Below are 13,892 nucleotides of genomic sequence, written 5' to 3' on the forward strand. Positions count from 1 at the left end.
AATCAATTCGAAAGACGCGGCAGGATCAGATCCTTGAGATCGGTCAGCTTGCCATGAAAAAAGTGTCCGCATTCTGCCACTTTCAGCAGCTCATGGGGACGTTCGAGCTTGTCGGACCAATCGTAGACGAGTTGTGGATCGATCACTTCATCGGTTTCCGGCTGGATCAGGGTCAATTCGCCCTGCTGCGGCAGTTGATCCTGATCGCCCAGGCGCATGACGGCTGGCGCCACCATGAACACATGCTTGAGCTGCTCGCCCTTGGCTTCCAGGCGTCCGCCGAGACTTGCTGCAACAAAACCACCGAAGGAGAAACCGAACAGGGTCAGCGGCAAGTCAGGATGTTTGGTCCGCAACCATTCGGCGGTGGCCTGAGCATCATCGACCTCACCGGTGCCCATGTCGTGAGTGCCTTCGCTGGCACCGACGCCACGGTAGTTGAAACGCAACGTGATCAAACCGGCGTCGCGCGCGGTGCGCTGCAAGGTCGAGACCACTTTATTGAGCATGGTCCCACCCTGCACCGGGTTCGGATGGCAGATCAGCGCCAGGCCGCGCGGCTGCTCATTATCAAGATAAAGGGCTTCCAGTTGGCCCGCCGGGCCATCAATCACTACAGGGGTTTCGCGCATAAGCAAGGAAGGAACTCCGTGACCTCGAATCGGGTCGACTCGTCTAGCAAATTGTCTGTGCCAATCTATTGCGAGTGAATCGCGGTATACAGCGCAGGTTCGAGCCGTTAACGTAAAGCAAAGCCGTTTATAGAGGAAGGACTCGTGGAACACTCGCTCTTAGTTTGGTTGTTGCCGACTCTTGCCCTGGTTGTGGGTGTCGCCATTGGTTTCCTGATCGCTCGCTTGGTGCCGAATGCCGCGCCGAGCAGCACACAACGTCAGCTGGATGACATTCAGGAACGTTTCGACAGTTATCAGAACGAGGTGGTCACTCACTTCAACAGCACTGCAAACCTGGTCAAGAAGCTGACTGCCAGCTATCAGGAAGTGCAGGATCACCTCGCCGAGGGTGCCAACCGCCTGGCCCTGGACGAGCAGACTCGTCAACGCTTGCTGGCCGCCCTGCACGCCGACGCGGCGCAGGCTCCACGGGAACGCCTGACGCCACCGCGCAATCAGGAGCCGCCTCGTGACTACGCACCGAAAGCCCCGAACGCGCCGGGCATGCTCGATGAACATTACGGCCTGAAGAAGTAATCAGGTTTCGCGCGACATGAAAAAGCCCCCGGATGAGTAATTGTCCGGGGGCTTTTTTAATTTTGAAGTTTTCATCGCCTGTTCTGTCCCCTTCGCGAGCAAGCCCGCTCCCACAGGGGATTTGTGCTTTGCCACATTGTTGTGATCGACACAGAACACTGTGGGAGCGGGCTTGCTCGCGAAGGGGCCGGAACTGGCGACAAAAAAAAACCGCCCGATCTGCTGAGAATCGGGCGGGCTTTTTTACGCCTGGGGTTCAATCAGACGATTATGGGTACTGCTGAACCGTACCCGGCTGCTGCTGACCGCCACCATACTGCTGACCCGGAATCGCCTTCAGGTTGACTTCAACGCGGCGGTTCTGCGCCCGGCCATTGACATCGCCGTTGCTGGCAATCGGGTTATCCGGCCCGGCACCGCGAGCCGACAGGTTCGCACCGCTCACGCCTTGTGAGGTCAGGTAAGTCGCCACGCTCTGCGCACGACGCTGGGACAGGTCCATGTTGTGCTGGCGACTGCCGGTGCTGTCGGTATAACCGACGATTTCGATCTGGTTCTGGCTGAACTCTTTGAGCGAGCCAGCCAGACTGTTCAGCGGCTGATAGAAGCTGGAAGCGATATTCGCCGAATCGGTAGCGAACGTGATGTTGCCCGGCATGATCAACTTGATCTGGTCACCCTGACGCTGCACCTCGACACCGGTGTTGGCCATGCTGGCCCGCAGCTTCTTCTCTTGCTGGTCGGCGTAGTAGCCGTAACCCGCAGCGGAAGCACCCACGACGGCGGCGCCGATCAGCGCGCCCTTGCCACGGTTATCGTGACCGATGGCGGCACCAGCCAAGGCGCCAGCCAGAGCGCCGAGGCCACCGTATTTAGCGGTTTTGCTCATGCCCGTGGAGCCACTGTCAGCCTGGCCCTGGCTGTCGTAAGGGTTCGGCGAGGCGCAGCCAGACAGCAGGGCCACAGCCGTAGCGACAATAATCAAACGCTGCTTGGTGAACATGAAGAGCTCCTACTTTTTGCATTCTGGGGTGCAACGGACAAAGGCAATGGACCTTTGCGGGTGTTGGATCATTTTGCCCGGCGAAAATTCCATCGGTTACATTCAAGCCCGCACAAACGGGTTCTCGCGCATTTCATCGCCCAGGCGCGTGTCCGGACCATGCCCGGTCACCACCGTCGCCTCTTCGTCGAGCGTATACAGCCGCTGCTTGATTGACCGCACGATGGTCGCCTGATCGCCGCCCCACAAATCCGTGCGCCCTACCCCGCGACGAAACAACGTGTCACCGGCAATCAGCAGCTTGGCCTCGGAAAACCAAAAACTCATGGAGCCCGGCGTATGACCCGGCGTGTGCAACGCCACGCCGCACCCGCAGGCCAACTCTTCATCGTCGGCCAACCAGCGATCGGGCGACGGCACCGGCGTGTAAGGCACACCGAACATCTGGCACTGCATCTCCAGATTGTCCCAAAGGAACTGATCTTCTTTATGCAGGTGCAGGGTCGCGCCGGTTTTCTCCTTGAGTTGACCGGAGGCCAGAAAGTGATCCAGGTGCGCATGGGTGTGGATGATGCTGACAACCTTCAAGCCCAGGGCATCGAGGCGCGCCAGGATCAACTCATGATTGCCGCCCGGGTCGACCACGATGGCTTTTTTGGTGATCGGGTCACCGATGATGGTGCAGTTGCACTGCAAAGGGCCGACGGGGAAGGTTTCGCGAATCAGGGTGGGGCTTGGAACGGTCATGGTCAGTCGATGGCCTGTATCAGACGGAAGGCGTTGGGCGTAGTTCAGGATTCTACGCCACTCGCCGATACAGATCGCCAGGCCAATTACTTGACGCCACAAAACATAAAAGTAGTGGCCAGATGATGTCAAATACACCCGTTCTGGTGCAAAATCATACTTTTGTAGCGGTCGCATTCAGGAAGGGCCGCAGCGCACTCAGGAATTTCGAATGCCTTCTCCGTCTGGTTCCACCTCAAGCTTTTATTCTTTGTTGACTGGCGTCAAACCCGTCGACAGCCTGCTGTCCGGAACTTACTGGCTAGGTTCCAACTGGACCGTTGGCGGGCCGACGAACCTGAGCTATAGCTTCATCTCGGGCAGCAATTCCTACTTTGCCACCAACTACAGTGCCGACAATGAATACCTGGCGATGTACCAGCTGTCGCAGGACCAGTGTGGCGGCATTATCAGAGCGCTGAGCTCCTGGAGTGCGGTCGCCAATATCAAATTCACACAGACCACCGACGACATCTCGAACGTCGGAGACCTGCGCTTCGGCGGCTATGCGCTGATGGAGGATCAGGCCGCTGCCTGGGCCTACACACCGTCCAATACGCCCAAGGGGGGGGATGTCTGGATCGGCGAACCGGCCAATGAGTTTCCTATCAATGGCTCTTACGATTACATGACCTATATCCACGAGATCGGTCATGCCATCGGGCTTAAACACCCCTTCTCGCCCAACTCGCTGAACTCCACGATCCTGGATCCGTCGCTGGACGATGTCCGCTTCACAGTGATGAGCTACAACAATAACTACTCGTATCAGCCTACAACGCCGATGCTCCTGGACATCCTCGCGATCCAGGCACTGTATGGAGCCAATACCCAATGGCAATCCGGCGACAACGTTTACCGCTGGGAGCACTACCAGAAAGTATTCGAAACCATCTGGGATTCGGGCGGCACCGACACCATCGACGCCAGCAACCAGCTGAATTCGGTCAACCTCGACTTGAACGAGGGCGCGTTCAGTTCCATCGGTGTCTACTTCGACAACAGCACCAGCGGGACCACCTACACGTTCAATAGCGGCCTTGCGATTGCTTACGGCACGAAGATCGAAAACGCTACTGGCTCGACGTTCAACGACATTTTGAAAGGCAATGCCCTGGACAACGTCCTGGATGGCCGCGAAGGCGCGGACACCATGTACGGTGGCGCGGGTAAAGACACTTACTACGTCGACAACACAAATGACGTGGTCGTTGAAACCGGTACGTCCGCCACGGAAATCGACTCGGTTTTTTCCACGGTCAGCTACAACCTCAGTTTCAGTCCAAACGTAGAAAACCTCACGTTGCTTACCAGCGGCAACCTCAACGGGACCGGCAACGCCTCGAACAACGTGATCACCGGTAACGCCGGCAACAACGTCCTCGATGGCGATGCCGGCGCCGACACCCTGATCGGTGGCACCGGCAACGACACCTACATCGTCGACAATGTGAACGACGTCGTCGTCGAGACCAGCACCCTGGGCAGCGAGATCGACACCGTTCGCGCCTCGGCGACGTTCATGCTGGGCGCCAACCTGGAAAACCTCATCCTGACCGGCAATGCCAGTGTCAACGCCATTGGTAACGCACAGAACAACGTGCTCACGGGCAATGATGGCGACAACCAGCTGAATGGTGGCGTAGGGCTGGACACCATGCTCGGTGGCAAGGGCAACGATGCCTATGCGGTGGATCAAGCGGGCGAGTTAACGCTGGTCGTGGAAAACGCCAACGAAGGCAACGACACCCTGCATGTCATCTACAACGCAACGGCCCAGGACAATGTTGTCGATCTGCGTGTGAGCAACCTGCAGAGCGTCGAGAATGTGTTGCTGCTGGGCACCGGCGCTTTTTCGGCTGTCGGCAACGACCTGAACAACGCCCTGACCGGCAACGGGTCGTCCAACACGCTTGACGGTGGACTGGGCAACGACACCCTTGACGGGGGTGCTGACGCCGACACGATGATCGGCGGACTCGGTAACGACACCTACGTCGTGGACGACGTTGCGGACTCGGTAGTCGAAGCCGCCAGTGAAGGCATCGACCTGGTCCAGAGCTCCATCGGGTACACGCTGGGCGCCAATATCGAGAACGGCCAACTGGTGGGCAATGCTCAGGTCGACCTGACCGGTAACGACCTGAACAACCTCCTGACCGGTAACGCGAGCGCGAACATTCTCAACGGCATGGCCGGTGCCGACATCATGGACGGCGGTGCCGGCAACGACAGCTATTACGTCGACAACATCGGGGACGTGGTCATTGAACGGGGCGCGTCCGCCTCGGAAATCGACGCGGTCGCCACATCGATCGACTACACCCTGGGTGTCAATGTCGAATACCTGACACTGCTGGGTTCGGCCAACCTCAACGGCACCGGCAACATCCTGAACAACGTGATCTACGGCAATGCCGGCGACAACGTCATCGACGGTGGCGCCGGCGGCGACTACTTGGCGGGCGGGACGGGTAACGACATTTACCTCGTCGACAATGTCGGCGACGTGGTGGTGGAAACAAGTACCCTGGCCAATGAAATCGACACCGTCCGCTCCTCCGTGACATTCACGCTGGGCGCCAATCTGGAAAACCTGACACTCGTCGGCACAAACACCGGCCCCATCAACGCATTCGGCAACAGCCAGAACAACGTGCTGACCGGCAACGATGCCGACAACCAGTTGAGCGGTGGTGGCGGTCTGGACACCCTGATCGGCGGCAAGGGTGATGACGGTTACATCCTGGATCAGTCCGGTGAACTGGCGTTGGTTCAGGAAAACGCCAGCGAAGGCAAAGACTCGCTGTACGTCATCTACAACGCGACCGCGCAGGATTATGTGGTCGACCTCGGCTTGAGCAATCTGCAGAACGTCGAGGACGTCCTGATCCAGGGCAACGGCGCGTTCAACGTGACTGGCAACGCCTTGAACAACGGGATGATCGGCAACAACAGCGACAACCTGATAGACGGTGGCCTGGGCGCCGACTTCATGGCAGGCGGCTTGGGCAACGATACCTATGTCGTCGATAACATTGGCGATGTCGCCAGTGAAACCAGCACCATCGCCGGCGAAATCGACACCGTCCGATCCTCGGTCACTTACGTGCTCGGCGCCAACCTGGAAAACCTGACCCTCACCGGCAGCGCGAACATCAACGGCGTCGGCAACAGCCAGAACAACGTGCTGATCGGCAACGATGGCGACAATCAGCTTAACGGTGGCGCCGGGCGGGACACACTGATCGGTGGCAAGGGTAACGATGCCTACGGAATTGACCAGGCGGGCGAACTGTCTCTGGTCCAGGAAAATGCGAACGAGGGGACCGACACGCTCTACATTGGCTACAACGCCGTCGACCCGAGGTTTTTCGGCAGCTCTGTCGACCTGATCGGCAATCTGCAGAACGTCGAAAACATAATTTTGCAGGGCAGCGGGGCATTCAACCTGACGGGCAACAGCCTGAACAACGCCCTGACCGGCAACGCTGACAGCAACACCCTGGACGGTGGAACCGGTGCCGACACCCTGGACGGTGGCGCCGGCAACGACACCTACATCGTCGACAACGTCGGTGACGTCGTCATCGAACGAGGCACCTCGGCGTCGGAGATCGACACCGTCAACTCCACGATCAGCTACACCTTGGGCGCCAACGTTGAAAACCTGAACCTGCTGGGGGTCGGTGACATCAACGGTACAGGCAATGCCCTGAACAACCGTATCACCGGTAACTACGAAGACAACATCCTGGACGGTGGCGCGGGTGCCGACTTCATGGCGGGTGGTCGAGGCGACGACACCTACATCGTCGACAACGTCGGCGATGTCATCAGCGAAACCAGTGAAGTGAATTTCGAGATCGACAACGTTTTCGCCTCGGTCACTTACACCCTGAGTGCCAACCTGGAAAACCTGACCCTGACTGGCACCGACAACATCAATGCCATCGGTAACAATCGTAACAACGTGTTGATCGGCAACGATGGCGACAACCAGCTCAACGGCGGCACGGGCCTGGACACCATGAGCGGCGGCAAGGGCAACGATGCCTATGCGCTCGACCTGGTCGGCGAACTGACGCTGATCCAGGAAAACGCCGGCGAAGGCAATGACTCGCTGTACGTGGTCTACAACGCGGATCAAGGCAACGCCATCAACCTGAGCGCGAGCAATCTGCAAAATGTCGAGAATATCCTGTTGCTAGGGACCGGCGCGTTCAACCTCACCGGCAACAGCCTGAACAACACCTTGACCGGCAACGCCGACAACAACGTGCTCGACGGCGGCACTGGGGCGGACACTCTGGAAGGCGGTGCCGGTAACGACACCTACTACGTCGACAACGTCAGTGACGTGGTCATCGAGCGCGGCGCCTCGTCCTCGGAAGTCGACTTCGTCAATGCGTCGATCGACTACACCCTGGGCGCCAACCTCGAATACCTGATACTGCAGGGCTCGGCCAACCTCAGCGGTACCGGCAACGCCTTGAACAACGTGATCTTCGGTAATGCCGGCAACAACCTCATCGACGGCGGCGTGGGTGGCGACTACCTGGCCGGCGGCGCAGGTAACGACACCTACATCGTCGACAACAGTGGCGACGTGGTGGTGGAAACTAGCACCCTGGCCAATGAAATCGACACCGTCCGTTCCTCGGTCACCTACGTGCTCGGCGCCAACCTAGAGAACCTGAGCCTCACCGGCGCGGCCAACATCAACGGTGTCGGCAACGCCCAGAACAACGTGCTGATCGGCAACGACGGCAGCAACCAGCTCAACGGTGGCCTGGGGCTGGACACCATGAGCGGTGGCAAGGGCGACGATTACTACGCTGTAGACCAGGCCGGTGAACTGGCGCTGGTCCAGGAAAACGCCGGCGAAGGTAAAGACGCGCTGTACGTGATCTTCGACGCGACCGCACAGGACCATGTCATCGACCTGGGCTTGAGCAATCTGCAGAACGTCGAGGACGTGCTGCTACTGAGCAACGGTGCGTTCAACCTCACCGGCAACAGCCTGAACAACAGCTTGACCGGCAACGCCGACAACAACGTACTCGACGGCGGCACCGGGGCCGACACCCTGACGGGCGGCGCGGGCAACGACACCTACATCGTCGACAACAGCGGCGACGTGGTGGTAGAAACCAGCACCCTGGCCAATGAAATCGACACCGTCCGTTCCTCGGTCACCTACGTGCTCGGCGCCAACCTGGAGAACCTGAGCCTCACCGGCACCGCCAACATCAACGGCGTCGGCAACGCCCAGAACAACGTGCTGATCGGCAACGATGGTAGCAACCAGCTCAACGGTGGCCTGGGGCTAGACACCATGAGCGGTGGCAAGGGCGACGATTACTACGCCGTGGACCAAGCCGGTGAACTGGCGCTGATCCAGGAAAACGCCGGCGAAGGTAAAGACGCGCTGTACGTGATCTTCGACGCGACCGCACAGGACCATGTCATCGACCTGGGCTTGAGCAATCTGCAGAACGTCGAGGACGTGCTGCTGCTGAGCAACGGTGCGTTCAACCTCACCGGCAACAGCCTGAACAACACCTTGACCGGCAACGCCGACAACAACGTGCTCGACGGCGGCACCGGGGCGGACACTCTGGAAGGCGGTGCCGGTAACGACACCTACTACGTCGACAACGTCAGTGACGTGGTCATCGAGCGCGGCGCCTCGTCCTCGGAAGTCGACTTCGTCAATGCGTCGATCGACTACACCCTGGGCGCCAACCTCGAATACCTGATACTGCAGGGCTCGGCCAACCTCAGCGGTACCGGCAACGCCTTGAACAACGTGATCTTCGGTAATGCCGGCAACAACCTCATCGACGGCGGCGTGGGTGGCGACTACCTGGCCGGCGGCGCAGGCAACGACACCTACATCGTCGACAACAGTGGCGACGTGGTGGTGGAAACTAGCACCTTGGCCAATGAAATCGACACCGTCCGTTCCTCGGTCACCTACGTGCTCGGCGCCAACCTCGAGAACCTGAGCCTCACCGGCACCGCCAACATCAACGGCGTCGGCAACGCCCAGAACAACGTGCTGATCGGCAACGATGGTAGCAACCAGCTCAACGGTGGCCTGGGGCTAGACACCATGAGCGGTGGCAAGGGCGACGATTACTACGCCGTGGACCAAGCCGGTGAACTGGCGCTGATCCAGGAAAACGCCGGCGAAGGTAAAGACGCGCTGTACGTGATCTTCGACGCGACCGCACAGGACCATGTCATCGACCTGGGCTTGAGCAATCTGCAGAACGTCGAGGACGTGCTGCTGCTGAGCAACGGTGCGTTCAACCTCACCGGCAACAGCCTGAACAACACCTTGACCGGCAACGCCGACAACAACGTGCTCGACGGCGGCACTGGGGCGGACACTCTGGAAGGCGGTGCCGGTAACGACACCTACTACGTCGACAACGTCAGTGACGTGGTCATCGAGCGCGGCGCCTCGTCCTCGGAAGTCGACTTCGTCAATGCGTCGATCGACTACACCCTGGGCGCCAACCTCGAATACCTGATACTGCAGGGCTCGGCCAACCTCAGCGGTACCGGCAACGCCTTGAACAACGCGATCTTCGGTAATGCCGGCAACAACCTCATCGACGGCGGCGTGGGTGGCGACTACCTGGCCGGCGGCGCAGGCAACGACACCTACATCGTCGACAACAGTGGCGACGTGGTGGTGGAAACTAGCACCCTGGCCAATGAAATCGACACCGTCCGTTCCTCGGTCACCTACGTGCTCGGCGCCAACCTGGAGAACCTGAGCCTCACCGGCGCGGCCAACATCAACGGTGTCGGCAACGCCCAGAACAACGTGCTGATCGGCAACGACGGCAGCAACCAGCTCAACGGTGGCCTGGGGCTGGACACCATGAGCGGTGGCAAGGGCGACGATTACTACGCTGTAGACCAGGCCGGTGAACTGGCGCTGGTCCAGGAAAACGCCGGCGAAGGTAAAGACGCGCTGTACGTGATCTTCGACGCGACCGCACAGGACCATGTCATCGACCTGGGCTTGAGCAATCTGCAGAACGTCGAGGACGTGCTGCTACTGAGCAACGGTGCGTTCAACCTCACCGGCAACAGCCTGAACAACAGCTTGACCGGCAACGCCGACAACAACGTACTCGACGGCGGCACCGGGGCCGACACCCTGACGGGCGGCGCGGGCAACGACACCTACATCGTCGACAACAGCGGCGACGTGGTGGTAGAAACCAGCACCCTGGCCAATGAAATCGACACCGTCCGTTCCTCGGTCACCTACGTGCTCGGCGCCAACCTGGAGAACCTGAGCCTCACCGGCACCGCCAACATCAACGGCGTCGGCAACGCCCAGAACAACGTGCTGATCGGCAACGATGGCAGCAACCAGCTCAACGGTGGCCTGGGGCTAGACACCATGAGCGGTGGCAAGGGCGACGATTACTACGCCGTGGACCAAGCCGGTGAACTGGCGCTGATCCAGGAAAACGCCGGCGAAGGTAAAGACGCGCTGTACGTGATCTTCGACGCGACCGCACAGGACCATGTCATCGACCTGGGCTTGAGCAATCTGCAGAACGTCGAGGACGTGCTGCTGCTGAGCAACGGTGCGTTCAACCTCACCGGCAACAGCCTGAACAACACCTTGACCGGCAATGCTGACAACAACACCCTGAACGGCGGCGCAGGTGCGGATACCCTCACCGGCGGCGCCGGTGCGGACACGTTCGTGTTCAGCAGCGTCAGCGACATGGGCACCGGTAGCAACCGCGACGTCGTTACCGACTTCAGCACCTTGCAAGGCGACAAGATCGACCTGACGCAGTTCGATGCCAATCTGCAGCTCAACGGCTTCAACGGCTTCACCTTCATCGGTGCCGGGGATTTCACGGGTGCAGGGCAGCTGCGATTCGTCGATCACGTGCTGTCGGGTAATGTCAGCGGCAATGCGGGTGCCGACTTCGAAATCCAGCTGGTCGGGGTGAACACCTTTAGCGCCACCGATCTGGTGGCGTAACGTTTTCGCCACCCGCACTAATAAAAACGCCCCGACTTGATCGGGGCGTTTTTATTGGCGGTGTGTGCGTTGTGACGCTAGGTCAACAGTCCCAACTCTTTAGCTCGCGCCACCGCCTGCGTGCGCCGCTCAACACCAAGCTTGCTGTTGATGTGGCTGGCGTGGGTCTTGACCGTGTGCAGCGAGATGAACAGTTGATCGCTGATTTCCTGGTTGGAGCAACCCTGGGCGATCAGGCGCAGGACGGCCAGCTCACGGGCGCTGAGCTGTTCCGCCCCGGGGGATGCCTCCAATGCCGCACGAGGGGCCATGACCGGAAGTTTTTCGGCCAGGTTCTGCGACACCACTGTCGGGGCACAGAGCTGCAGTTGCCCACGCAGCCAGTCCGGGTGTTCGGTCAGCAACGCGTCGAACGGTTGCAGGACGCCCCCGTCAGCCGCTTCCAGCGCCTGGACCAGCGCCTTGCGGGCTTCGGGTTCACGGCCGCACGCCAGCAACAGGGGGATTTTCTGAGTCAGCGCCATCACGCTGAGCATTTGCCGTCCCGATTTCTGTCCATGCTCAAGCAGCGCGTTCAAACGCCCCTCGGCCAGCATCGGTTGCCCCTGAATCACCTCCAGCAAGGCTTGCTGCAATTCGATGTGCAGTGGCAGCTGTGGATGAAATTCCGGCGGCGCGGCCGCATGGTCGCCGTTGTAGGTCTGGCCCAGTCGTGCCAGCCAGGCTTCGGCCAGATCGGTACGCCCCTGGGCCAGCCAGAGTTCGCATTTGACCAAGGTGATCATCGCCAAGTAATAGATCGGCGGCACGTCCCAGATGTGCATCAAGCGTTCGGCTTCGGCAAGTTCGGCGAAGGCTTTGGCGAACTCGCCGCTGCTGCCCTCAAGCCGGGCGATCACGCAGTGACCGATCAACACGCTGATATCGCGACAGGCTCGGGCTTCACTCAACCCGGCTTGCAGACGTGCCCGCGCGGCTTGTGGTTGCAAGCGAACGGCCAGCAAAAAGCCCTCGTACAAGGTCAGCCGTGCACGCACGGCGTAAAGCCGTTGCGGGGATAACCCTTGCAGGCGTTGCAGCCCCTGACGGACTTCTTGCAGTGAACGCAGGATTTCCCCACGCGCCTGCAACACACGTGCGCGGTCGTAATGGGCCAGCGCTTCGAACAGCGGGTTGCCAACCCGTTGCGCCAATTCCAGCGATTCGCGGTTCAAGCTGCGGGCACGCCACAGGTCGCCGTCGGCGATCGCCAGGTTGGACAAGGTCGAAAGGCACATCAGCCGTTGCCCGTAGCGCTTGGCCGGCAGGCTCTCCAGCGCTTCGGTGCAGTAAAGTTGCGTGAGCGCGCGATGGCCTCGCCCCCGGGCGATGATACCGCTCAGGGCCAGCCATTGCGCCAGCATGGACTTCTGCGCGGTGGCCGACGGGGCTGGCAGGAAGCGGCTCAAATGGGCCGCAAGCTCCTCGGCAGCGTCCAGCTGACAGGCCAGCCCCAACGCCCAGCTGTAGAGCACGATCAGCCGCGGCGTGCTGATCAGCAGGCTGTCGGGCAAATCCATTTTCCAGCGCAGCAACATGCCGACGTTCTGTTCGGCGAGCAGTTGTTCTTCAGAGAGGTTTTGCACCAGGTTCGCCGCAACGTCCAGGTGCCCGGCGCGTAACGCTTGCTCCACCGCCTCGTCGAGCAAACCTTGTGCATTGAACCAGCGACAGGCGCGCAGGTGCAGGCTGGCGGCCGGCACGATCGACTGGGTGGTGGGCCGGGTACGCAGCAGATCGGAAAACAGGTGGTGATAGCGATACCAGCGGCCGTGCTCGTCCAGCGGTACCAGGAACACTTGGTGCGCCTGGAGGAAACGCAGGATTTCGGCACTGTCATGGGCCTCGCGAACCGCGTCGCAGAGCTCGCTGCAAAAACGTTCCTGAGGCGCGGTGTCGTAAAGGAACGACTGCACTTCGGCGGGCAGGCAATCGATGACTTCTTCGAGCAGGTAATCGCGAATCAGCCCTTCCCCGCCGTGCAACGACTGCGGCAACGCACCGTCGGTGCCTGCCTCGGAGGCCGCCAGCAACCAGAAACGCAAGCCGGCGACCCAGCCTTCACTGCGCTGGATCAGGTTTTCCAGGGCCTCGCCTCGCAATGAACTGCTGTGTCGATCGAGCAATGTGAGGGCTTCATCGTGGGTCAGTCGAAGGTCCTGCTCATGCAACTCGAGCAGTTGTCGCGACAGGCGCAAACGCGCCAGGTGCCAGTCCGGACGCTGTCGACTGGTGACCATGACCAGTAAGCCATCGGGCAAGTGATTGAGGAAAAACTGCAGGCAACGATCGAGTACCGGGCCTTGGGCCAGATGATAGTCATCCAGCACCAGCAGCAAAGGCGTCATCGGCGAAAGGTGGATGGCCAGCTCATCCAGCAATCCGTCCAGCCACTCTTCGAAGGCGAAGGGCTGGTGGCGCTGGCGCATTTTCAGCAGGCCAAGGGCCTGGCTGCCGAGCGTCGGAAAGTAATCCTGCAGACCTTCGAGCAAGCGTTCGAGGAAACGCCCCGGATCGCTGTCTCGAGGACTCAGCCCCAGCCACAGACTGTGCCAATCGGCCGGCAATCCCTGGCAGAACTCCACCGCCAATGAACTCTTGCCGAACCCGGCCGGTGCGCTGACCAGCAACAGCCTGCCACCGAGGCCGGCACTCAGGCGCTCGCACAGACGAGGCCGCAGCACATGGCCGTCGGGCAACGGGGGCCGAAAAAAGCGCCCGTCCAGTGCCGCGACGGCAACGCTTGCAGGGCCCGGGAGTGGGGACAGATCAGTCATGGCCGGCTCTTGTTTGAATTGCGGGTGGCGGCGTTGCAGATGTCCGC

The 13,892-nt window shown here is 60.3% G+C and carries 6 protein-coding genes; 2 read left to right on the top strand and 4 right to left on the bottom strand.

The genetic code is table 11. The features are described from left to right. Window positions 1–2 precede the first annotated feature (2 nt). Window positions 3–632 carry an alpha/beta hydrolase gene (locus ACA060_RS23980; RefSeq protein ID WP_497313627.1) on the bottom strand — a complete coding sequence of 210 codons (630 nt, stop codon included), beginning with the start codon at window positions 630–632 and terminating at the stop codon, window positions 3–5. 144 nt (window positions 633–776) lie between these two features. Between ACA060_RS23980 and ACA060_RS23985 the strand changes: the two genes are divergently transcribed. Continuing rightward, a complete protein-coding gene (locus tag ACA060_RS23985) occupies window positions 777–1,211 on the top strand; it encodes a Z-ring associated ZapG family protein (RefSeq protein ID WP_109634733.1) in 435 nt (144 codons plus the stop codon). Window positions 1,212–1,479: 268 nt separating this feature from the next. Here ACA060_RS23985 and ACA060_RS23990 read toward each other — a convergent pair whose 3' ends face one another. Together ACA060_RS23990 and ACA060_RS23995 are read right to left on the bottom strand one after the other, a co-directional pair. Beyond that, window positions 1,480–2,214: a YiaD family glycine zipper/OmpA-like lipoprotein gene (locus ACA060_RS23990; RefSeq protein WP_497313629.1), complete on the bottom strand. Its 735-nt coding sequence runs from the start codon at window positions 2,212–2,214 to the stop codon at window positions 1,480–1,482. Window positions 2,215–2,316: 102 nt separating this feature from the next. Further along, window positions 2,317–2,961, bottom strand: a complete 645-nt coding sequence (locus ACA060_RS23995) for an MBL fold metallo-hydrolase (protein WP_311096636.1) — start codon at window positions 2,959–2,961, stop codon at window positions 2,317–2,319. A 211-nt stretch (window positions 2,962–3,172) separates the two neighbouring features. Between ACA060_RS23995 and ACA060_RS24000 the strand changes: the two genes are divergently transcribed. Beyond that, complete coding sequence (locus tag ACA060_RS24000) at window positions 3,173–11,029, top strand: M10 family metallopeptidase C-terminal domain-containing protein (RefSeq protein ID WP_497313631.1); 7,857 nt, start codon at window positions 3,173–3,175, stop codon at window positions 11,027–11,029. 77 nt (window positions 11,030–11,106) lie between these two features. Here ACA060_RS24000 and ACA060_RS24005 read toward each other — a convergent pair whose 3' ends face one another. Next, complete coding sequence (locus tag ACA060_RS24005; protein ID WP_497313633.1) at window positions 11,107–13,845, bottom strand: winged helix-turn-helix domain-containing protein; 2,739 nt, start codon at window positions 13,843–13,845, stop codon at window positions 11,107–11,109. Between the last annotated feature and the right edge of the window lie 47 nt (window positions 13,846–13,892).

Source organism: Pseudomonas sp. LBUM1671 (assembly GCF_059695685.1).